The organism is Pseudoxanthomonas japonensis, from assembly GCF_010093445.1.
In the GTDB taxonomy this organism is placed as follows: Bacteria; Pseudomonadota; Gammaproteobacteria; order Xanthomonadales; family Xanthomonadaceae; genus Pseudoxanthomonas_A; species Pseudoxanthomonas_A japonensis.
This window is the reverse complement of the sequence record NZ_PDWW01000002.1, coordinates 21,827-41,862: the sequence shown is the minus strand read 5'-3', so window position 1 is coordinate 41,862 and position 20,036 is coordinate 21,827. Positions and strand designations below refer to the sequence as shown.

Annotated in this window: 15 protein-coding genes; 3 read left to right on the top strand and 12 right to left on the bottom strand. The window is 64.5% G+C overall.

Annotation, left to right across the window (positions count from 1 at the left end; all coding sequences use genetic code 11):
- Positions 1–9 precede the first annotated feature (9 nt).
- Positions 10–480, bottom strand: a complete 471-nt coding sequence (locus CSC78_RS01970; protein ID WP_202924103.1) for a hypothetical protein — start codon at positions 478–480, stop codon at positions 10–12.
- A gap of 993 nt (positions 481–1,473) precedes the next feature.
- Complete coding sequence (locus tag CSC78_RS01965) at positions 1,474–2,238, bottom strand: abortive infection family protein (protein ID WP_162336240.1); 765 nt, start codon at positions 2,236–2,238, stop codon at positions 1,474–1,476.
- A gap of 97 nt (positions 2,239–2,335) precedes the next feature.
- On the opposite strand from CSC78_RS01965, the gene CSC78_RS01960 reads away from it, so the two are divergent.
- On the top strand, positions 2,336–7,954 hold the full coding sequence (locus CSC78_RS01960; RefSeq protein ID WP_162336239.1) for a DUF3320 domain-containing protein: 5,619 nt from the start codon (positions 2,336–2,338) through the stop codon (positions 7,952–7,954).
- A gap of 54 nt (positions 7,955–8,008) precedes the next feature.
- On the opposite strand, the gene CSC78_RS01955 is transcribed toward CSC78_RS01960, so the two are convergent.
- From CSC78_RS01955 to CSC78_RS01940, 4 genes are all read right to left on the bottom strand, one after another.
- On the bottom strand, positions 8,009–8,314 hold the full coding sequence (locus CSC78_RS01955) for a hypothetical protein (RefSeq protein WP_238391135.1): 306 nt from the start codon (positions 8,312–8,314) through the stop codon (positions 8,009–8,011).
- A 147-nt stretch (positions 8,315–8,461) separates the two neighbouring features.
- Positions 8,462–8,779, bottom strand: coding sequence for a hypothetical protein (locus CSC78_RS01950; RefSeq protein ID WP_238391134.1), 318 nt, complete (start codon positions 8,777–8,779; stop codon positions 8,462–8,464).
- A gap of 128 nt (positions 8,780–8,907) precedes the next feature.
- Entirely contained in the window at positions 8,908–9,219 is a 312-nt protein-coding gene (locus CSC78_RS18930; protein ID WP_162336202.1) for a hypothetical protein, read from the bottom strand.
- 243 nt (positions 9,220–9,462) lie between these two features.
- Complete coding sequence (locus CSC78_RS01940; protein WP_162336238.1) at positions 9,463–10,755, bottom strand: adenylosuccinate synthase; 1,293 nt, start codon at positions 10,753–10,755, stop codon at positions 9,463–9,465.
- A 455-nt stretch (positions 10,756–11,210) separates the two neighbouring features.
- Between CSC78_RS01940 and CSC78_RS01935 the strand changes: the two genes are divergently transcribed.
- Positions 11,211–11,609 carry an endonuclease domain-containing protein gene (locus CSC78_RS01935; protein ID WP_162336237.1) on the top strand — a complete coding sequence of 133 codons (399 nt, stop codon included), beginning with the start codon at positions 11,211–11,213 and terminating at the stop codon, positions 11,607–11,609.
- Between the two features lie 134 nt (positions 11,610–11,743).
- Here CSC78_RS01935 and CSC78_RS01930 read toward each other — a convergent pair whose 3' ends face one another.
- The 6 genes from CSC78_RS01930 to miaA all read right to left on the bottom strand — a co-directional run bounded on the left by CSC78_RS01930 (position 11,744) and on the right by miaA (position 17,014).
- Complete coding sequence (locus CSC78_RS01930) at positions 11,744–11,929, bottom strand: DUF2065 domain-containing protein (RefSeq protein ID WP_162336236.1); 186 nt, start codon at positions 11,927–11,929, stop codon at positions 11,744–11,746.
- A 95-nt stretch (positions 11,930–12,024) separates the two neighbouring features.
- Positions 12,025–12,888, bottom strand: coding sequence for a protease modulator HflC (hflC, locus tag CSC78_RS01925; protein ID WP_162336235.1), 864 nt, complete (start codon positions 12,886–12,888; stop codon positions 12,025–12,027).
- Positions 12,885–14,009, bottom strand: coding sequence for an FtsH protease activity modulator HflK (gene hflK, locus CSC78_RS01920; RefSeq protein ID WP_162336234.1), 1,125 nt, complete (start codon positions 14,007–14,009; stop codon positions 12,885–12,887). Before hflK ends, hflC begins: the two co-directional genes overlap by 4 nt.
- 227 nt (positions 14,010–14,236) lie before the next feature.
- Positions 14,237–15,577 carry a ribosome rescue GTPase HflX gene (gene hflX / locus CSC78_RS01915; protein ID WP_162336233.1) on the bottom strand — a complete coding sequence of 447 codons (1,341 nt, stop codon included), beginning with the start codon at positions 15,575–15,577 and terminating at the stop codon, positions 14,237–14,239.
- 34 nt (positions 15,578–15,611) lie between these two features.
- Positions 15,612–15,890 carry an RNA chaperone Hfq gene (hfq, locus tag CSC78_RS01910; protein ID WP_162336232.1) on the bottom strand — a complete coding sequence of 93 codons (279 nt, stop codon included), beginning with the start codon at positions 15,888–15,890 and terminating at the stop codon, positions 15,612–15,614.
- Positions 15,891–16,057: 167 nt separating this feature from the next.
- Positions 16,058–17,014: a tRNA (adenosine(37)-N6)-dimethylallyltransferase MiaA gene (gene miaA, locus CSC78_RS01905; RefSeq protein ID WP_162336231.1), complete on the bottom strand. Its 957-nt coding sequence runs from the start codon at positions 17,012–17,014 to the stop codon at positions 16,058–16,060.
- A gap of 528 nt (positions 17,015–17,542) precedes the next feature.
- Here miaA and CSC78_RS01900 point away from each other — a divergent pair.
- Positions 17,543–19,951 (top strand): HzsA-related protein, encoded by a 2,409-nt coding sequence (locus CSC78_RS01900; RefSeq protein WP_202924102.1) that lies wholly within the window; start codon positions 17,543–17,545, stop codon positions 19,949–19,951.
- Positions 19,952–20,036 lie beyond the last annotated feature (85 nt).

The window sequence follows — 20,036 nt, the reverse complement described above, 5'->3', positions numbered from 1 at the left end:
CCGGCAGGCTCAGACCTTGGGCGGCGTCTCGTCGGCCGCACGCCGGCGGCTGAAGCGCGAGGCGAGTTCGCGGCGAGCTTCGTCGACGCCCTTGTCCTTGCCGGCGACTTTCAGGACGGCGTAGACCTCGAGGGCGGCAGCCATGATGTCGCTGCCGAGGGCGAGTTCGGTGTCGGCCATGCGCTGCATCAGGTGGGCCATGCGCGCGGCGCGGGGCCGCAGAGCATCTAGGGCCAGGTGGTCCTGGCGAAAGGCCTCGATGTCGAAGTCGCGCGGCATGAGGCCGGCGTGCTGCTGGGCGATGTCGAAGGCGGAGGCGCAGAAGGCGCGTGACTTGTTGCCCATCTTCACCAGGTCCTGGCGTTCGTCGGTGGTGAGGGCGATCAGCAGGTCGAGATCGGCTTCGAGTGCGGTAAGGGAGCCGTCGATGCGTTCCAGACGGTCGGGGCCGAAGGCCATCGCGATGCGGTTCTGTGTCATGTGATTGCATCCTTTCAGGTTGTACCGGCCGGGTCCGGCCGGCACCCGCAGCCTACCCCCGCTCACCCTCCTTCCGAGCTGTCACTTTGCAAGTGGAGTACTTCTCACACTAAGCCGACCGATTGACCGGAAAACATGGACGCGACACCGGAAAACATCCGTCATCGGACCAAACACTTCCAACGTTGACCGAAAAACATCCAACGTTGGCCATTAGTGTGAGAAGAAACACTGGAAAACATGGAACGCTCGACCAAAAACATACGACGTTGACCGTTAGTGTGAGAAGAACGGCCGGAAAACATGGAACGTTTCACCAAAAAGGGGAAACGTTGGGGCTTAGCGTGAGAAGAAACACCGGAAAACATCCAGAGATGGATGTTTGTGCGAGAAGAGAGACCGAAAGCTACCCAAGTACGGCTGCCTGTGCCGACGTATTGGAAGGTTGATCCCAACTCACACGCCGATAGCTTGGCCGCAGCTACTCAACATAACTTCCGCTAGCAGTGCCAGCGACTGAACCGCCATTTCTTCATCCGTAGCTTCTATGTCCGAGTAGTGTCCAGCCATATAGGAACCGGCTTGCCGGGGAAAGCTTCGGGCCTTATAGCGGCGGCGTTGAGGTACCTGGCCACCCTCTCAACAGGAGCACACTCAACAGCTCGCCAGGAGGCCACGATGGCCGCAAGAAAAATGCAACTGAAACCGCACCCCTTGAAGATTGGTTATCAGCACTCTGCGAGATCCAACACAAAGATGAAGAGCGCCGTTGCCGACCAATAAAAGCTCCCTTCTTGCGCTTGGGCGGCGACTGGCAACAAGCCGCGGGGTTTACGGCGAGAAAGAAAGCGCTCATGCAAGTTACGGCGCGCGGCATCAAGATTGTTGCTGAAGAGTAGTGCATGTAATGCAGGGAGCGGACAACTGTCCGCCCCTAGCTCTTCTCGCTATACAGACCAATCCCGCCATCCGACTGATCGCAGTTCATTGCCACTACTCCAGCTGCAGCTTCGCGTCGAAGTACTGCATCAGACTCCTGACCAGGTTAATAACAAGAAGCGCCTCGTCGTGCGAAAGCAGCTCCTCATTAGCATGCGCGAGCGTGGCCCGATTTCGGATCGGGTCCAACTGCTCCAGCAACGTCGCAGCACTATTGAGTATGTTCTTCATAGCTGCTTGCTGTGCAATCGGCGCTTCGAAGCCTGGATGTTGCTGCCGAAGCACTTTGAAGTAGTAAACGATTCGCGGATCAGATGGCGCGCCTGAGAGATCCAGGCTAGCGGCCCGGCAGGCCGTTCTCAAATAGCCATGTAATGCGGTGTGCAATCGATCAATGGCGCTAGCCGGACCATGCGTGTTTAGAAGCGTCGTCGCCTCTGCAAGTGCTCGCTGAACAAGATCACTCGTTATTCTCGGCTCTCCACCCTCGACAGCGGCGACTTGCCGACATCGCTTGGCTAGCCCTACGAGCTTCTGATAGGCGGCCGTGCTGCGTTGCATTTCGGATCCGGGAGGAAACCTCCGAGCCACACCGATCAGAATTGCTGCCTGGGCACTGGGCTTAGAGGCGCTCAGGATGGCAGCAAATTTCTTTCTTGTGGTGTTCTCAGCGAACGCATCGACGTCAACATCAAGATCGCAATAGTTCGAATAGAACTCGCGATGGGACGCGTAACTGAAGTCGCCCAGGTAGCCACCCGACACACCGATGTAGTGGTTGACCACCCAATGAATCTCGCTTGGTTTAAGCCCCTCCATGGCGCCCTCCCCGGGCCACTCAAATAGTGGATGGCTGTCTCATTTAGGGGCACTATAGCCGCATATCAGCCGCCGGGGGCGGCCGGGGGATGGTGCGATGGAACGACTTGAGGCAGAGGTAGGCATACCCGCCAGCGAAAGTGGCTCGGTCCTGAGAGAAGCTGGCGCACTTGTAGATAAGGTCAACCGAGCACGGTTGGAGTTATTGGACCTGTCTACGCGAAATCGTCTGCTCAATACGCCCCGCAGTGGACGAGCCAAGACGGTCGAGATCATTAATGAGCTAGCCAAGGCGATGTATCAGACCTTGGTCATCGAAGGCAAACGGTTTACGTTCGTTGCGGGGCGAGCCGAACCGGCGCAAGTGGACGAAGAGCAACCAGTGCTCTCGATAGAAGTGATGCTCGACGACGAGCCGCTACCCGACGTACTTGAATCACCAGAAGACTCTGAGCTCCTCGCCCAGCCGGATCTTGAGCTAGATGAGCATGGTCGTTTGGTTAGCCAGTGGGATGCTCATCTCACCACGCGACTCACCCCCACCGGCTTGCAGAAGCGCCTTCTTGATCTCTACATCGACGCACGCACCCTCCAAGAGGAACAGGGCATCAACGTGCTCTACCTGGCCATTGGCTACCTGAAGTGGCGTGCGCCAGGTGCCCCCAAGGTCGATCGGTACGCACCTCTTGTTCTAGTCCCGGCTGCGCTGGAGCGCAGTAATGCTGGTGAGAAGTTTCACCTTCGCTGGCAGGGGGATGAAGTCCAAGCCAACCTCTCGCTTCAGCTGTTCCTGCAGCGGCAGTTCGGCATGAAGCTGCCGGACATCGAGGATTTTGAGTCTCTCGACATTGATGCTTACATGGCTTCGGTGGCGAAGTTGGTCGATGGCACTCCGGACTGGGAGGTACTCCCCAACGATGCTGTGCTTGGCCTATTCTCGTTCGCCAAGTTCATGATGTATCGCGATCTCGATCCGTCGCTTTGGGCCGAGTCCGGGGGCATGGAGTCCATTCCCATGCTACGGGGGGTGGTATCGGACGGTTTTCCGGGAGCAGCGCTCTCCGGCGAGAACTTTGATATTGATAAGGAGATCACTCCCGCTCGCATGCGACACGTCGTCGACTCGGACAGTTCGCAATCGCTGGTGGTGCATGACGCACTGAATGGACACAGCATGGTGGTGCAAGGACCTCCAGGCACCGGCAAGTCCCAGACAATCGCTAATGTCATCGCCGGAGCCGTGGCTGCCGGCAAGAAGGTCCTGTTTGTAGCCGAGAAACTGGCCGCTTTGGAGGTGGTCAAGCGCCGCCTCGACCAGGTCAGGATCGGTAACGCATGTCTTGAGCTCCATAGTAATAAAGCGAACAAGCGGACCCTGCTTGAGGACCTTCGTCTTACATGGCAGCTGGCACAGATGCCACAGGACTCAGACGACACGATTGTCGAGCAGCTTGCTGAGCGCCAGGCGGAACTGAACGCTCATGCGCAGCGGTTGCATCAAGTTCTACTGCCTTCCGCAATGACACCCTATGCCGTCTTCGGCGAGCTCGTCAGACTGCGCAGAGAAGGCTTCACTACAGAGCATCTCCCACTATCAGACCCACTGAAGTGGGCGCCCCACGAAGTCGATGCGCGACGCAAGTTGCTGGCAGATATCTGTGACCGCATCAGAACCATGGGGGTGCCCGCTAACCATGCCTGGTCGGGCGTGGACAACGATGTACTTCTTCCTAATGACGTTGAGCGGCTAGGCAAAGAAGTCGGAGCCTTGAAGCAACGCTTGGAGTCATGGCGTGAGTCAGCCATGTGCCTCCACGACGAACTTGCATTGCCCCCACCTGATCAATTGAGTTCATGCATACAAGCCGTCGCGCGCTGTGACCTGCTACTCACCGCGCCACCTCTCGATGCGACCGCCTTCTCAAGCACGGCTTGGGAGGACAATGCTGCCGTCGAGGAGGCTCTTCAAGCCCTGCGCCTTGCGCAGACATTTAGTGAACGCACTCAGTCGCTGGTGGCGGACGAAGCCCGTGACTTGGACTGGTCTGGGGCGAAGACTAGCGCTGATGACCTACTGCCGTCCTTCACTGTCGGATCGGAGTTTCAGAGCCTTGCCGCTGCGTATCGAGATCTGACCTCTATAACACCCGATCTGGGGCGCCTTGGTCAGCTTCTATCAGAGCGCACTGAACTTACCTTCGCCAGCGCCAGCAGGCTTGTGGCCATCGGTGAGCGCGCGGCCACGATCCCCGAGCTCGATCGCGACGCCTTGGTAGCCCGTATCTGGGAGCGAGGTGTGGATACGGTGGAAGGGGTCGTCGAATCCGTCGAACGTGTGCAGAGTGCTCGCAAGCAAATCGCCGGGATATTCCGTGACAGTGCATGGTCTAAAGACTTTGAAACGGCGCGGGAAGAGTTGGCGAGCCGGAGCGGGAGCTGGCTGAGATTTCTCAGCGGCCAATGGCGCAACGCAAATCGATCGGTTCGCGCACAGCTTGCTAACCCGAAGCTTCCTTCTGATCAGATGCTGGCCGCACTCGATCAATTGCTAGATGGTCAGGCCGCGCTGCAACGTGTTCAGGACAGCGACGCCCAAGGCCTCGAGGCATTTGGATCCAGTTGGGAACGGGATCGCTCTCACCCAGCCTACATGCGCGGCGTCGTCGCCTGGATGCGTACTCTGCGTCCTCTTGGTACGGGCGTTCGTGAGCAGCTCGCGGATATCTCCGACAGGCGCTTGGCGGTCGAACTTGCCGCCCGCATTCGTCCTACCTTGGAGCGTTCCCAGAAGTCACTTGCGCTGGTGCATGAGGCTCTTCTTGCTGGTGAGAAGAAGCTGTGGGATGAAGAGACATCGCTCACGGCGTTGCCGCTTTCAGTTGTCGCCAAGCGGCTCGCTCCTTTTGCGTCTTCGTTCGATGACGTCCAGCACTTGGCGGATCACAGCGAACTGACAGTTTCTCAGGTGGCTGAACGCCTTGGCCTGCTTGAGCAGGACCAAGTCGCTCGTAAGCACCTGACTGACGTGGCGCCGACCGGTCGGGCCGCATTCGGACCGTTGTGGCTGGACATAGAATCGGATGCCTCCGCACTGGGCTCTGCGTTGTCGTGGATGCATAAGAATGGCGACCTGCGCGGCCTAGCCGCAACCATCCGAGATCCGGCGGCGACGCGCGAGCAGGCTCTTGAGCTGCTTGCCGCGGGTGAGGGGCTGGCGGGCGAGCTTATGGAACTATTTGCGACGCTCGCCTTTTCCGGCACGAAGCTGTTAAGTGCGGATCCTGCTAAGGCCTCCGTCGCAGAGGCAATCAAACAACTCAATGCCTGGGAGTCGGACCCTGAAGGGCTGCCGCAATGGGTTGGCTATCTTGCTCAAGCCAAGCGCGCTCAGCGGCAAGGGCTTAGTTCCATCATCAAGGAGCTTCAGAGCGGGAACTTAGAGCCGGACCGCACACGAGGAAGCTTCGATCTGGCCTACATGGAGTCCTTGCTGGCTGCGATGATCGCTCGAGATCGTGAGCTAGGTCAGTTCGACGGCAAACGGCAGACAGCGCTCGTAGAAAGCTTCACCACCCTAGACCGTGATCGCATCGATCTGGCACGACGCCAAGTCAGCCAGATCCATCGCGCAAATATCCCACAGCGAGGTGGAGCCGCCGGCCCTACGGCGGTACTCATGGGTGAAATGGCGAGAAAGCGCGGTCACCTGCCTATCCGAGTCCTCATGGAGCGTGCGGCACCTGCTATCCAAGCGCTCAAGCCCGTCTTCATGATGAGCCCACTGTCGGTCGCCCAGTTTCTCGCGCCCGGCAAGATTGCCTTCGATCTACTTGTGGTCGATGAAGCCAGCCAGGTCCAGCCAATCGATGCACTGGGTGCGATCGCTCGCTCCAAACAGCTCGTCGTTGTGGGTGATGAACGCCAGCTGCCGCCAACTCGCTTCTTCTCAAAAACACTTGGCGATGGCAACGATGGTGCAGACGACGATGGCGCTCAGGCGGCCGATGTCGAGAGCATTCTTGGACTATGCAGGGCGAGAGGCCTGCCCGAACGCATGCTGCGTTGGCATTACCGCAGCCGCCACCAGTCTCTGATTGCCGTCTCCAACCAGCAGTTCTATGAGAACAAGCTCGTCATCGTACCCAGCCCCTATACGGGCGAGGCTGGTGTCGGCCTTCGTTTCCATCACCTCCCCGACGCCATCTACGATCGTGGCAACACTCGCACCAATCCCAAAGAGGCTAAAGCGATAGCCCAGGCGGTTATTTCACATGCCATGACAACGCCCAACCTAACTCTCGGCGTCGCTGCTTTCTCCACGCAACAGCGGCGAGCGGTCTTCGATGAGATTGAGCTTCTGCGGCGGCAGCACCCAGAGACTGAGGGCTTCTTTGGAGCGCATGCTCACGAGCCGTTCTTCGTGAAGAGCCTTGAGAACATTCAGGGCGATGAGCGCGATGTAGTACTCATCTCCATCGGTTACGGCCGCGATGCACACGGCAATGTCAGCATGAACTTTGGCCCGGTGAGTAACGAGGGGGGCGAGCGCCGCCTGAATGTTCTGATTAGTCGGGCGAAGTCCCGGTGCGAGGTCTTTTCTTCGATCACCGACGAGGATATCGACCTTGAGCGAGGAAGGGGCAAGGGTACTGCGGCACTGAAGCTCTTTATGCATTACGCGCGCACGGGCCGCATGCACATCGACAGAAGCGCAGAAGAACACAAGGATGGCGTGTTCGAGCAGGAGGTAGCTGCTGCTCTTCGTTCCCGGGGGTACGACTTCCACACCAACGTTGGTGAAGCTGGAATTTTCGTTGATATCGCTATATACGATCCATCCAAACCTGGTCGGTACCTTCTTGGCATCGAATGCGACGGCAATTCATACAGAGCGGCCAAGAGCGCGCGCGATCGTGATCGTTTGCGCGAGCAAGCGCTCCGGGATAAGGGATGGAACATCCACCGAATCTGGAGCTCAGAGTGGTTCCGTCGGCCAAAGGCGCAGCTCGATGAGCTTCTCGCCATCATTGAGGCAGCGAAGGCAGAACCTGATCCTTTAGCCACGAATCATGCGCCACGTACTCGAGCTGTACCAGTCGACTTCGAGACCATCGAGCACGAGGACTACGTAGAAGTCGGACTGGTCTCCGTCGAGACGCCCCTAGCCCAAGCGTATGTGGAAGCCTCGTTCTCCGTCCCGAAGCACCAGTACGAGCTTCATCTCGTTCCGCCCGCACGCATGGCAACCATCGTACGAGACGTAGTACACATCGAAGGCCCTATTCACTGCTCTGAAGTGGCCGTGAGGATTCGCTCCTTATGGGACCTGCAGCGGACGGGCGGAAGAATTCAGGCGGCAGTCGACGATGGTATCGAGCACGCGGTACGTGAGCGAGCGATCATTCGCGAAGGCGAGTTTCTTCTCTGGCCAGGTCGAGAAGTTGTCGCAAGAGATCGCAGCTCAGCTGAATCAAACACCCTGCGAAGGCCAGAACTTCTCCCACCCATGGAGATCGACGCAGCGATACTGCGCCTGATCAAAGAGAATCTCGGTGCGACGCTCGATGAGGTAGCAATCCATGTATCCAGAGGACTGGGCTACCGCACGACGAGCGCACAACTGAGGGCGGCCCTTATTGCGCGAACCGAAGCCCTGTTATCGAAAGGAGTTCTTGACCTGAAGGCAGGCAGTTTGTCGCTAGCCCCTAAGCATTGAAGCAGAAAGGGCGAATATGATGTTTCCAGACCAAGGCTTAGTGGCTGCGGACGATCAATCGCGCAACACCAACGTCGGCTGCTCATCAATCGTCCCATCCTCGTTCACCACCACGTAGCGATCCCCCTCGCGGTTGAACAGCACGGGGATCGGGGTCTTGAACAGCGGGCGGCGGACGAACTTCAGGCGCCAGTGGAAGGTTTCCATGGTCTCGATGGTCGCCTGCTGTGCCGGAGTGAGGCCGGCCAGCAGCGTGGCGTCGTCCATCTTCGGCGCGCCCTTGCGGCGCTCGGGACTGCGGGGAGCGGCGCCGGGGGCGTCTGGCTCGGCGGGATTGCGGGGGCGGTGCGGGTCCGTCATCCGGTGGGGGCTCCTGATGGCGTGGAAGTACACGCGCGTCGCCGACGCGCGCAGGGCTACACCCTGTATCGGCCGACAGGAACAAAACGTGAGGACGGATCCGGCGGATGTAGCGCCGGTTCAGCGATGTCGACGCGCCCTGCCCGCTCAGGCGCGCAAGGTCAGCGTGGGCTGCTCGTTGAGCGTGCCGTCTTCCTCGATGACCACGTAGCGCGTGTCCCCGCGGTCGAACAGCACGGGAATCGGCGCCTGGAACAGCGGGCGCCGCACGAAGGCGAGCCGCCACTGGAAGATTTCCAGCGCTTCCAGCGTCATCAGCTGCGCCGGCGTCAGGCCCGCGCGCAACGCCTCGGCGTCCGTCGCCGGCACGGCCTGGCGGCGCTCGGTCGTGGTGGGCGCCTTCGTCGGCGCGGAGGAAGGCCAGGGCCCGGTGATGACAGCGGCTCGGGCGGCAGAACGGTACATGGGGGACTCCAGCGGTTACCAGCGACACCTGCTCTCCGTAACGGCCGCGAACGGCCGCCATTGAGGGGCGTGATGACGTTGCAAGACCTGTGCCGCCACCGCGCTGCCGGCGCGGCGTGCGGCCTGCCTCACTGCCGCAGTTGCAGCGTGGGACGCTCGTCGATGCTGCCGTCTTCGCGGATCACCACGTAGCGCGTGCCGTCGCGGTTGAACAGCACCGGGATGGCGGCCTTGAACACCGGCCAGCGCACGAAACCCAGCCGCCAGTGGAAGCTTTCCATCGTTTCCAGCGTATCGAGCTGTGCGCGCGACAGGCCCGAGCGCAGGGCGACGGGATCGTCCGCAGGCGTGGGGTCGCGACGGTCGAGGAGCGTGGCGGCCGACGCGGCGTCGTCCGCGTCCAGGTCGTGGTGGTGCGCAGGGTCGTTGGGCTCGTACATGGGAAGCGTCTCGGCGGAACAGGCGCGCACGCGCACGGACGGCACGGAATGGCCGACGCGGTCGCAACCAGGGGAAGGAGGACATCTGCAAGCGGGACGCCGCGAAAAGCGGCCAGCCCTCGTCGCACAAAAAAAGCCCCGCGCTCGCGGGGCTTCCTTTCACTGCGGCGTGCATCCGTGCACCCCTGATATGTCGCGCCGGCGTCGCGTCACAGGACAACGCGCGCCGGAACGAATGACCGGTTACGCGAACGGATCCTGCAGCACCATGGTGTGGTCGCGGTCCGGGCCGGTGCTGACGATGGCCAGCGGGCAGCCGGACAGTTCTTCCAGCGCGCGCAGGTAGGCACGCGCGGCCGGCGGCAGCTTGTCCCACTCGGTGATGCCGTGGGTGTTCTCGTCCCAGCCCGGGAATTCCAGGTACACCGGCGTGCACTCTTCCCAGCCGCCCGCATCCAGCGGCGCGTATTCGGTGCGCTTGCCGCGGTACTCGTACGCGATGCAGATCTTCAGCGTCTTCATGCCGTCCAGCACGTCGAGCTTGGTGATGCACAGGCCGGAGATGCCGTTGATGGCGACGGCACGCTTCAGCGCGACGATGTCCATCCAGCCGCAGCGGCGCGGACGGCCGGTGGAGGCGCCGTATTCCTGCCCGCGGTCGCGGATGCCCTGGCCGACGTCGTCGTCCAGTTCGGTCGGGAACGGACCGCCGCCGACGCGCGTGGCGTAGGCCTTGCAGATGCCCAGCACGTAGTCGATCGCGTCCGCGCCCACGCCGGTGCCGGCGAACGCGCCGCCGACGGTGGTGTTGGAGCTGGTGACGTAGGGATACGTGCCGTGGTCGATGTCGAGCAGCGCACCCTGCGCGCCTTCGAACAGCACGCGCTTACCCTGCTTGCGCAGGTCGTGCAGGATGCCGGCGACGTCGGACTTCATCGGCTGCACGTATTCGCCGAAGGCGAGCGCTTCGTCGTAGGTCTTCTGGAAGTCGACCGCCTCGACGCCCAGGTACTTGGTGAGCACGAAGTTGTGGTAGTCCAGCGCCGTGCGCAGCAGCTCTTCCAGCTGCTTGGGGTAATGCAGGTCGGCCACGCGGATGCCGCGACGCGCCACCTTGTCCTCGTAAGCCGGGCCGATGCCGCGGCCGGTGGTGCCGATGGCCTTGCCGCCGGCGGCCTTTTCGCGGGCCTGATCGAGGGCGATGTGGTACGGCATGATCAGCGGCGTGGCCGGGGAGATCTTCAGGCGCGAGCGCACTTCCACGCCGGCCGATTCCAGTTCGTCGATCTCCTTGATCAGCGCGGCCGGCGACAGCACCACGCCGTTGCCGATCAGGCACAGCGCGTCGGGGCGCAGGATGCCGGACGGGATCAGGTGCAGGACGGTCTTCTTGCCCCCGATGACGAGCGTGTGGCCGGCATTGTGGCCGCCTTGGAAACGGACGACGGCCCCGATTTCCTCGGTGAGCAGATCGACGATCTTGCCCTTGCCTTCATCGCCCCACTGGGCGCCGAGAACGACGACTGACTGACCCATGACGGGTAACTCCTCGATTGGTGGCGGCCATCGGGGCCGCCGGAAGGGTCGCGCTGGGTGGTGGCGCCACCGATGCCGGCAGGCTCCATCGGGGAGCCGCCCGCCACGCCAGGCCCAGACACGGAAAAAGCCGGCGGTCTTCCCACGCAGGGAGCCCGTCCGGCTTTTGTGCATTATCCGGGTTTAGAGGGACGGGGGCTACCCTGGCGGGGGAAAGCTGGCGTGTTCAGGAACGGCGCGAAACGCTGCCCCTCATCCGCCCTCCGGGCACCTTCTCCCCGCAGGCGGGGAGAAGGAAACACCAAGCACCGGCTCCATCCCTTCTCCCTGCGAAGCGGGGAGAAGGTGGCCGAAGGCCGGATGAGGGGCGCTTTCCTATCCGATCCCGCGCCGTTTCCCGATGCTCAGCACGATCCCAGCCAACGACGCTGTCTCCAACCCACCGGAGACCGCCCATGCGCAGCACCCTGGACCACGAACGCGAACGCCACCTCCGTCGCGAGCAGACCGAAGCCGAGCGGCGACTGTGGTGGCGATTGCGCAACCGGCGCCTGCAGGGATGGAAATTCCGCCGCCAGCACCGCATCGGCCCCTACTTTGCCGACTTCGCCTGCGTGGAAGCGGGGCTGGTGATCGAACTGGACGGGAGCCAGCATCTCGAGCGCATTGCGCACGATGCGTTTCGGACCGCTTATCTGCAACGCGAAGGCTTCAGCGTTCTACGCTTCTGGAACGACACCGTGCTGCGCGAGACGGACGCGGTACTGACGGCGATCCTCACCGCGCTCGCCCCTCATCCGCCCTCCGGGCACCTTCTCCCCGCAAGCAGGGAGAAGGAAACTGCGAAGCCCTAATTGCTTCCTCCTCCTTACGAAGCGGGGAGAAGGAAAAGCGAAGCCGTGATTGCTTCCTTCTCCCTGCGAAGCGGGGAGAAGGTGGCCGAAGGCCGGATGAGGGGCGCTCTTCCGTCAGCAAACGACTCCCCCCCTCAGCGCTTCACCACCCACAGCAACGTCAGCCCGAAGATCAGGATGAACCCGCCCACCGCGCGCACCTGGCCGTCTGACATGCGCAACAGCTGCACCGCGGCGCGCTTCCAGCTGGCGGGAATGGCGAACAGCACCAGGCCTTCGAGGATGGCGACCAGGCAGAGGGCGGACCAGAGTTCGGACATGGAGGCTTCCTTCATCGCGGCGGCGGGCGATGGCGGCGGGCGTTACGGACGGTGGAACGGAACCGGCCGCCCTTGGGCGGCCGGTGCGGGACTGCTCAGCGATCGCTGCGCATGTACTGGAGGAACGGGTCGTTCTTGTCCAGCACGATCACGCCCTGCCCGTCCTTGAACGAGGCGCGGTAGGCCTCGAGGCTGCGCTGGAACGCGTAGAACGACGCGTCGCGGTTGGCGGCCTCGCCGTAGATGCGGGCGGCTTCGGCATCGCCTTCACCGCGCAGCTTCTGCGCGTCGCGCTCGGCCTCGGCCAGCAGCACCGCGACATCGCGGTTGGCCTGCGCCTCGACGATCCGCGCCTGCTCGGCGCCCTGCGCGCGCAATGCGCTGGCGACCTGCGTGCGCTCGGCGCGCATGCGGTTGTAGACCTGGTCGATGACCTCGCTGTCGGTCGGCAGGTCGATCTGCTTGAAGCGGATGTCGACCACCTGCATGCCCAGGTTCTTGGCGCCGGCGTTGATGCCCGGCAGCTGCTTCTCGATCAGTTCGTTGCGGTTGCCCGACACCAGCTGGGTCAGCGTGCGCGAGTTGATCTCGTTGCGCAGCGACTCCTTGATGATCGGCGCCAGACGCTCGGTGGCCAGTTCGGCCTGGCCGCCGGTGGCGCGATAGAAGTCCGCCGCGTTGACGATGAAGCCGATGGCGATGAAGTCGACGCTGACGTCCTTGCGTTCGGAGGTCAGCGAACGCTCCGGCGGGAACTCGTTGGCGGTGAAGCGGCGGTCGAAGACGCGCGCGGTTTCCACCAGCGGCAGCTTGAAATGCAGGCCGGGGCCGATCTCGCTGCGCACCACGCGGCCGAGGTTGAGCACCAGGCCCACCTGCCCTTCGCGCACCACGTACACCGAGCCCATCAGGCCCAGCAGCAAGGCCACCAGGATGCCGACGATCAGGGAATTCCTCATGGCTGCGCCTCCTCACGGCCGGCCGGGCGTGGGCTGCGTGCCGAATTGCGGGAACTGGACGGAGTGCTTTCGACCTGCGGCAGCACTTCGGTGGGAATGACACCGGCCGGCGGCTGCGCCGTCGCCGGCGCGTTGCCCATCGGCACGTAGATCAGCTGGCGGCTGTCGCCGCCGACCACCTTGCGGTTGCCGGCGAGCACCTGCTGCACGGTATCCAGCCACAGGCGCTTGCGGGTCACTTCCGGGGCGTTGCGGTACTCGTCCAGCAGCAGGCTGAAGCGGGTGGCGTCACCGGTCGCCTTGGCGATGGCGGCGGTCTTGTAGCCTTCGGCCTGGGTGCGGATCTGCTGCGCGTCGCCGCGCGCCTCGGGCACGATGCGGGCCGCGACGGCACGCGCCTGCGAGACCAGGCGCTCGTTTTCCTGCTGCGCGCTGTTGACCTCGTCGAAGGCCGGCTTGACGGCTTCCGGCGGGCGCGCGTCCTGCAGGCTCAGTTCGGTGACGACCAGGCCGGTGCGGTAGGCCTCAAGCGAGGCCTGCAGCGCGGTGCCGGCGGTGGCGGACAGCGGACCACGGTTGTTCAGGGCGGCGTCCAGGTCGGAGCGGCCGATCACTTCACGCACGGCGCTCTGGGCGGTCTGCTCCAGCACGCGGGTGGCGTCGGTGGTGCCGAACAGGAAGAGCTTGGGGTCGCCGACGCGGTACTGCACGTTGAACGACACGGTGATGATGTTCTCGTCGCGCGTCAGCACCGGCAGGCTGTTGCTGAAGGTGCGCACGCCGGTGGCGTTGACCTTGGTGACGCTCTCGATGGGCCAGGGGAACTTGAAGTTGGGACCCGGCTGCATGGTGCGCGCGTACTGGCCGAAGCGCAGCACGACGCCGCGGTCCTGTTCGCCGATCAGCTGGAAGCTGGAGAACAGCACCAGCAGGCCGATGCCCAGCAGGACCCAGCGCAGCGGATTGCCACCGCCGCCGACACCGCCGAACAGGCCACGCAGGCGTTCGACCACGTCACCGATGCCACCGCCTCCCTGCGGGGTGCGCGGCTTCCAGTTGCTGTTCCGGTTGCCGTTGTTGCCAGATCCGCCGCTGCCGCTGCCAGGGGTGTTCCAGGCCATGCCCACTCCATTCTGAAAGATTCGCGCGGCCGGGGCCGGCGCAGGTTTCGATTCTACTAGATAGGGACGGCCCGGCCGGGAGGCAAGGCCGGGAGGTCATGGCCCGCCGCTCTTCTGTAGGAGCGACGTCAGTCGCGACCGCACGGGTTGACGGACAGGATCATTGATCGTGGCGGGGACACGCCCCGGTCGCGACTGACGTCGCTCCTACATAAAACAGCCAGCCCCTACTGCCAGTCTTCGCTTTCCACCTGCGGCAGCAACGCTTCCAGCGGATGCCCGCCCGCCTGCGAAGCCAGCCGCTGGGCATCGGCCAGGGCGAGGTCGACGGTGACGCGCCAGCCGTTCTCTTCGAAGTCCTCGGCCAGTACCGCGCCCAGTGCATGGAGGCGCGACCGCAGGCGCGCGGAGTTCGCCGGCAGGTGCAGTTCGCCGCGCACCCGCTGGAAACCCAGCCGCTGCGCCAGTGCACCGCGCAGCAGGTCGATGCCCTGCCCGTCGCGCGCGGACAGCCACACGCGTTCGCGGCCCATGCCGGCGCTGGGCGCCTCGCCTTCCTCGACGCCGGGATCGGGCTGGTCGTGGCGCGGTGCGGCGCCTTCGATACGGTCGATCTTGTTGAACACCAGCATCTGCGGCAGGTCGCCGGCGCCGATCTCCTGCAGCACTTCGTCGACCTGCGCGATGCGTTCCTCGCGGTGCGGATCGGCGGCGTCGATGACGTGCAGCAGCAGGTCGGCTTCGCGCGCTTCGCTGAGGGTCGAACGGAATGCCGCGACCAGTTCGTGCGGCAGGTCGCGCACGAAACCGACGGTATCGGCCAGCACCACCGCGCCACCGGGCAGGTCGATGCGGCGGACGGTGGGGTCCAGCGTGGCGAACAACTGGTCGGCCGCATAGGCCTCGGCACCGGTCAGCACGTTGAACAGCGTGGACTTGCCGGCATTGGTATAGCCCACCAGCGCCACGCGCGGCAGTTCGCTGCGCACGCGGGCGCGACGCATCTGGGTGCGTTGCACTTCGACTTTTTCCAGCCGCTTCTGCAACTGCTCGACGCGCTTCTGCAGCAGGCGGCGGTCGGTTTCCAGCTGGGTTTCGCCGGGGCCGCGCAGGCCGATGGAACCGCCGCGCTGGCGTTCCAGGTGGGTCCAGCCGCGCACCAGGCGCGTGGCCATGTGGCGCAGCTGCGCCAGTTCCACCTGCAGCTTGCCTTCGTGGCTGCGGGCGCGCTGGGCGAAGATGTCGAGGATCAGCCCGGTGCGGTCCAGCACGCGGCGCTCCAGGAACTTTTCCAGGTTGCGCTCCTGGCCCGGCGACAGCGGGAAGTTGACCAGGATCAGGTCGGCGCCGGTGGCATCCGCGGCCGCCTTCACTTCCTCCAGCTTGCCGCTGCCGATCAGCGTGGACGGATTGGGCCGGTCGATGCGCGCGGTGAGCAGCGCGGCGATGGTGGCGCCGGCCGAGCGCGCCAGGTCGCTGAACTCTTCGGTGAGGCCGTCGTCGGGACGGCCGCCGGCATGCGGCTGGATCAGCAGCGCATGCTCGCCCTTGCGGGATCTTTCAAACAATGGGGTCGTGCCTCTTCAATCGAGGCACGCATTATCACGCGGTTTCGTCGTCGACGCCTTCCGCGTCCTCGTCACCCTGCTGCACGTAGCCGCCGCCCGGGCCCACGCGCACGTTGCGCGCCGGCACCACGGTGGAGATGGCGTGCTTGTAGACCATCTGGCTGACCGTGTTGCGCAGCAGGACCACGAACTGGTCGAAGGATTCGATGGTGCCCTGCAGCTTGATGCCGTTGACCAGGTAGACCGACACCGGGACGCGCTCGCGCCGCAGTGCATTCAGGAAAGGATCCTGCAGGGATTGCCCCTTGGACATGACGTACTCCCGCCTTGCGTTCTTATAGTTAGGTATGTGCTGCCGTACCGGGCCGGCGAACTGCTCCCCTGCCGCCCGGAAGCCCCGATGTTACACAACATCGACCCGATGGGGCGTTGCCGAGTCCGGCAACTGGTCCCAATTCCGGAGAATGCGAGCCGAACGGCTCACGAAATGGGCAGGAACAGCCGCAATGCCGTGTCCAGGCCGGCGCGATCGGTGGCGGGATCGAACCAGCGCGCGTCCAGTTCCCCGCGCAGCCAGGTCAGCTGGCGCTTGGCGAGCTGCCGCGTGGCGGCGATGGCGCGTTCGCGGAATTCCGCCGCACTGCCCTGCCCGTCCAGATACTCCCAGGCCTGGCGATAGCCGACGGCACGTACCGCCGGCAAATCCAACGGCGCGGCCACCGCCTGCAGGGCGGGCAGCGCGCGCAGACGATGGACTTCGTCGAGGAAACCCTGCTGCAGCATCAGGTCGAAGCGTCGCGCGATGCGGTCGTGCAGGACGGCGCGGTCGCTCGGCGCGAGGATCAGCTTCAGCACCCGGAATGGCAGCCGCACACGGCGGGCGTCCTGCTGCCACTGGCTGATCGGCCTGCCGGTCAGGCGGTACACCTCCAACGCCCGCTGGATGCGCTGGGGGTCGGTGGCGTGGATGCGGGCCGCCGCTGCGGGGTCGACCTGGGCCAGCTCGGCATGCAGCGCGGGCCAGCCGTGGGCCTGCGCCTGTGCGGCGATGTCGGCGCGCAGTGCGGCGTCGGCGGCGGGCATCTCGGCCAGGCCTTCGAGCAGGGCCTGGAAGTACAGGCCCGTGCCGCCCGCCAGCACCGGCAGGCGACCGCGCGCGACGATGTCGTCCATCGCGCGTCGTGCATCCTGCGCGAACTCGGCGGCGGAATACGACTGCCAAGGATCGCGCACGTCCAGCAGGTGGTGTGGCACGCGCGCCTGTTCGTCCGCCGTCGGCTTGGCCGCCCCGATGTCGAGGCCGCGATAGACCAGCGCCGAGTCGACACTGACGATTTCCCCGCCCAAACGCTCGGCCACGTCCAGCGCGAACGCCGTCTTGCCCGACGCGGTCGGGCCCATGATGGCGATGGCGAGCGGGCGGGCGTCGAGTGGCATGCGGTCATTGTCGCACCCCTGCGCAGGCGCCCTGCGACGAACCCACGCGACGGGGTATCCGGGGAGGACGGTCCACTCCCGGGCCGGGCCGCGCTTCATCGGAGGTGCGACATGTGGTCGCACGGGTCCGCCAGGGCCCGCAGGGAACCGTCGCACGCCACCGCCGCCGACGCGGCATCGGCAACATGCCGCACGCCACGTGAGTGCACGTCGGCAAGCGCGCACGTGGCGCACGTGGCAATCGCGATGGCCCACACACTGCGGGCAATGCGTCCCGATGATTTGTGGCGCAGTCCGCGTTATGGAAAACCAGGGCTGGCTATTTGAAGAAACCCCTTTATCCTGCGATGGCGCGTGATGGGCCGCTTTTTTTACGGCTCATCCGGTCCGACGGGGGCTTCCACATGTGGAAGCAGGACGGACTGAAGCGTAGACCTGCACCCGCTGCCATGCGCCAGGGATCCGTGCCGACACGGATCCTCGATGCCTGGGGGTGTGTATGCCACCCCCGTGAAGACCTTTGCCTGCATGATCCGAAACACGCTCGTTGTCCTGCGCAACACCGCGCTGATCCTGGCCCTCGGCACCCTGCTGACCGCCTGCACCGGCTCCGAACCCCTTGTCGAGGAAACGGCAACCGCCGCCAGCGCGCCAGCCCAGGCCACGGCGCAGGCCGCGGAGGCACGCGTCGCGGCCAGCGCCGCGGTCGCGACCTCGGCACCCACCACGCCGATCATGTTCGTCGCCCAGGTGCCTACTGCCGGCGACATTTTTGCCGGGCGCCTGTCGGCGTTCGCGAACCACATGACCGACATGGCCGCGGTACCGCGCGGCGGCGATCTGATGATCCGCTATCCCGATGGGTCCCTGCGCAACCTCACCCGGGAAGCCGGCTTCGGCATGGAAGGCCGCCAGGGCGCGAATGCGATCGCCGTGCGCGAGCCCACGGTGCACTGGGACGGCAAGAAGGCCGTCTTCAGCATGCTGATCGGCGCGCCGACCAAGCAGTACGAGAGCGTCAACACGCGCTGGCAGCTCTATGAAGTCGCCAATCTGGCGCAGGGCCAGACCGCGGTGATCACCAAGGTCGCCGGCCAGCCGACGTCCTACAACAACGTGTCCCCCCTGTACGCCAGCGACGATCGCATCCTGTTCGCATCGGACCGCCCGCGTACCGGGGAAGCTCACCTGTATCCGCAGCTGGACGAGTACGAGAGCACGCCGACGCTGGTGGGCCTGTACAGCCTGACGCCTTCCACCGGCGAGCTGCGCCTGCTCAACCACACGCCGAGCGGCGCCTTCTCGCCGACGATCGACAGCTACGGACGCGTGATCTTCACCCGCTGGGACCACCTGCAGCGCGACCAGCAGGCCGACGCCGGCACCTTCGGCGCGACCAACTACGCCAGCGAGGCGGCGGGCGCGGCCAACATCGGGCGCCAGGCGGAGAACTTCCCCGAATCGCGACTGGGCCAGACGTCGGCGGCGTACGGTCGCGTCAACGCGTTCACCTTCAACCTGTTCACGCCGTGGCAGATGAACCAGGACGGCACCGAGGAGCTGACGCTCAACCACATCGGCCGGCACGAGCTGATGTTCGGCTACATCGAGCGTTCGTTCGCCACCGATAGCGCGATGTCGGACAACACCAACACCTCGATCATCGCCAACAAGAAGTACATCCGCAACGACGGCGGCGTTTTCCAGATCCGCGAGGATCCCCGCACGCCGGGTACGTACTACGGCATCTACGCGCGCGAGTTCGGTTCGATGACCAGCGACCAGATCGTGCGCTTCACCGGCGCGCCGACGCTCAACGCCGAGCAGATGGTGTTCGAGGACGCGTCGCCCGCGGCGGTCAGCAACAGCCTGTCCGCGGGCCGCTTCCGCAACCCGCTGCCGATCAGCACCGGCCAGCTGCTGGCGAGTTACACGACCAGCCCGATGGTGCAGACCTCCACCCAGTTCCGTCTGTACCAGTTGCGGACCGACGCATCGAACATGCTGGTCGCCGGCAGTGCGCTGACCTCGGGCGTCCGCAAGACGCTCTCGTGGTGGAGCCCGGACACCCTGAAGAGCTTCGACGGCCTGTTGTGGGAAATCGAACCGGTGGAAGTGCTCGCGCGCCAGCGTCCCACGGCCGGCAGTTGGGCCCTGGAAGCCCCCGAGCGTGCCGTGCTGGCCGAGGAGCAGGTCGACGAAGCGGCGTTGCGCAACTGGCTGAAGACCAACAACCTGTCGTTGCTCGTCACCCGCAACCAGACCAGCCGCGACCGCGGTGACCTGCAGCAGCCCTTCAACCTGGAAGTCCCGGGCGGCGTGAAAACCGCGAAGGCCACCGGCAAGGTCTACCAGATCAGCCACTACCAGATCCTGCAGGGCAACCAGGTCCGCGGCTATCCCGGCGTGGAAGCAGGACGCCGTGTCCTCGCCCAGCCGATGGCCAGCAGCCAGTACAACGTGGCCAATACGGGCGGGCCGGCGGGCAGTACCAAGATTGCCGCCGACGGCTCGACCGCGGTGTTCGTTCCCGCCAACCGCGCGCTTGCCTGGCAGACCACCGACGCCAGCGGCGAACCGGTCGTGCGCGAACGCGTGTGGGTGACGATGCAGCCCGGCGAGATCCGCACCTGTGCGGGCTGCCATGGCGAAAACAGCGTCAACCAGGTCAGCCGCGCGGAGTCCACCAACAAGCCTGAAGCCCTGCGCGCGCTGCTGCGGCAGTGGAAGCAGGCCACCGGCGGCGGCCCGACGCTCGTCAACGGTTCGCAGCCACTGACGCCGACCCGCAACACGAGCGCCACGTCGCAGCCGGTCGTCGCCGGCAGCGCTCCCAGTACCCAGACGCTGTCCTCGACGGTGATCGAGCAGACGCGTCCGCTGACCCGCGGCACCGCCACGCCGCCGCGCACGGCCCGCGCAAGCCTGACCCGTTGAGCAGGATCCGGCGCGTGGCGCCGGCGATGCACGACCCTGACCGCCAGCGGCGCATGCCCCTGGCGGTTTTTTTGTTGGGCGCCCG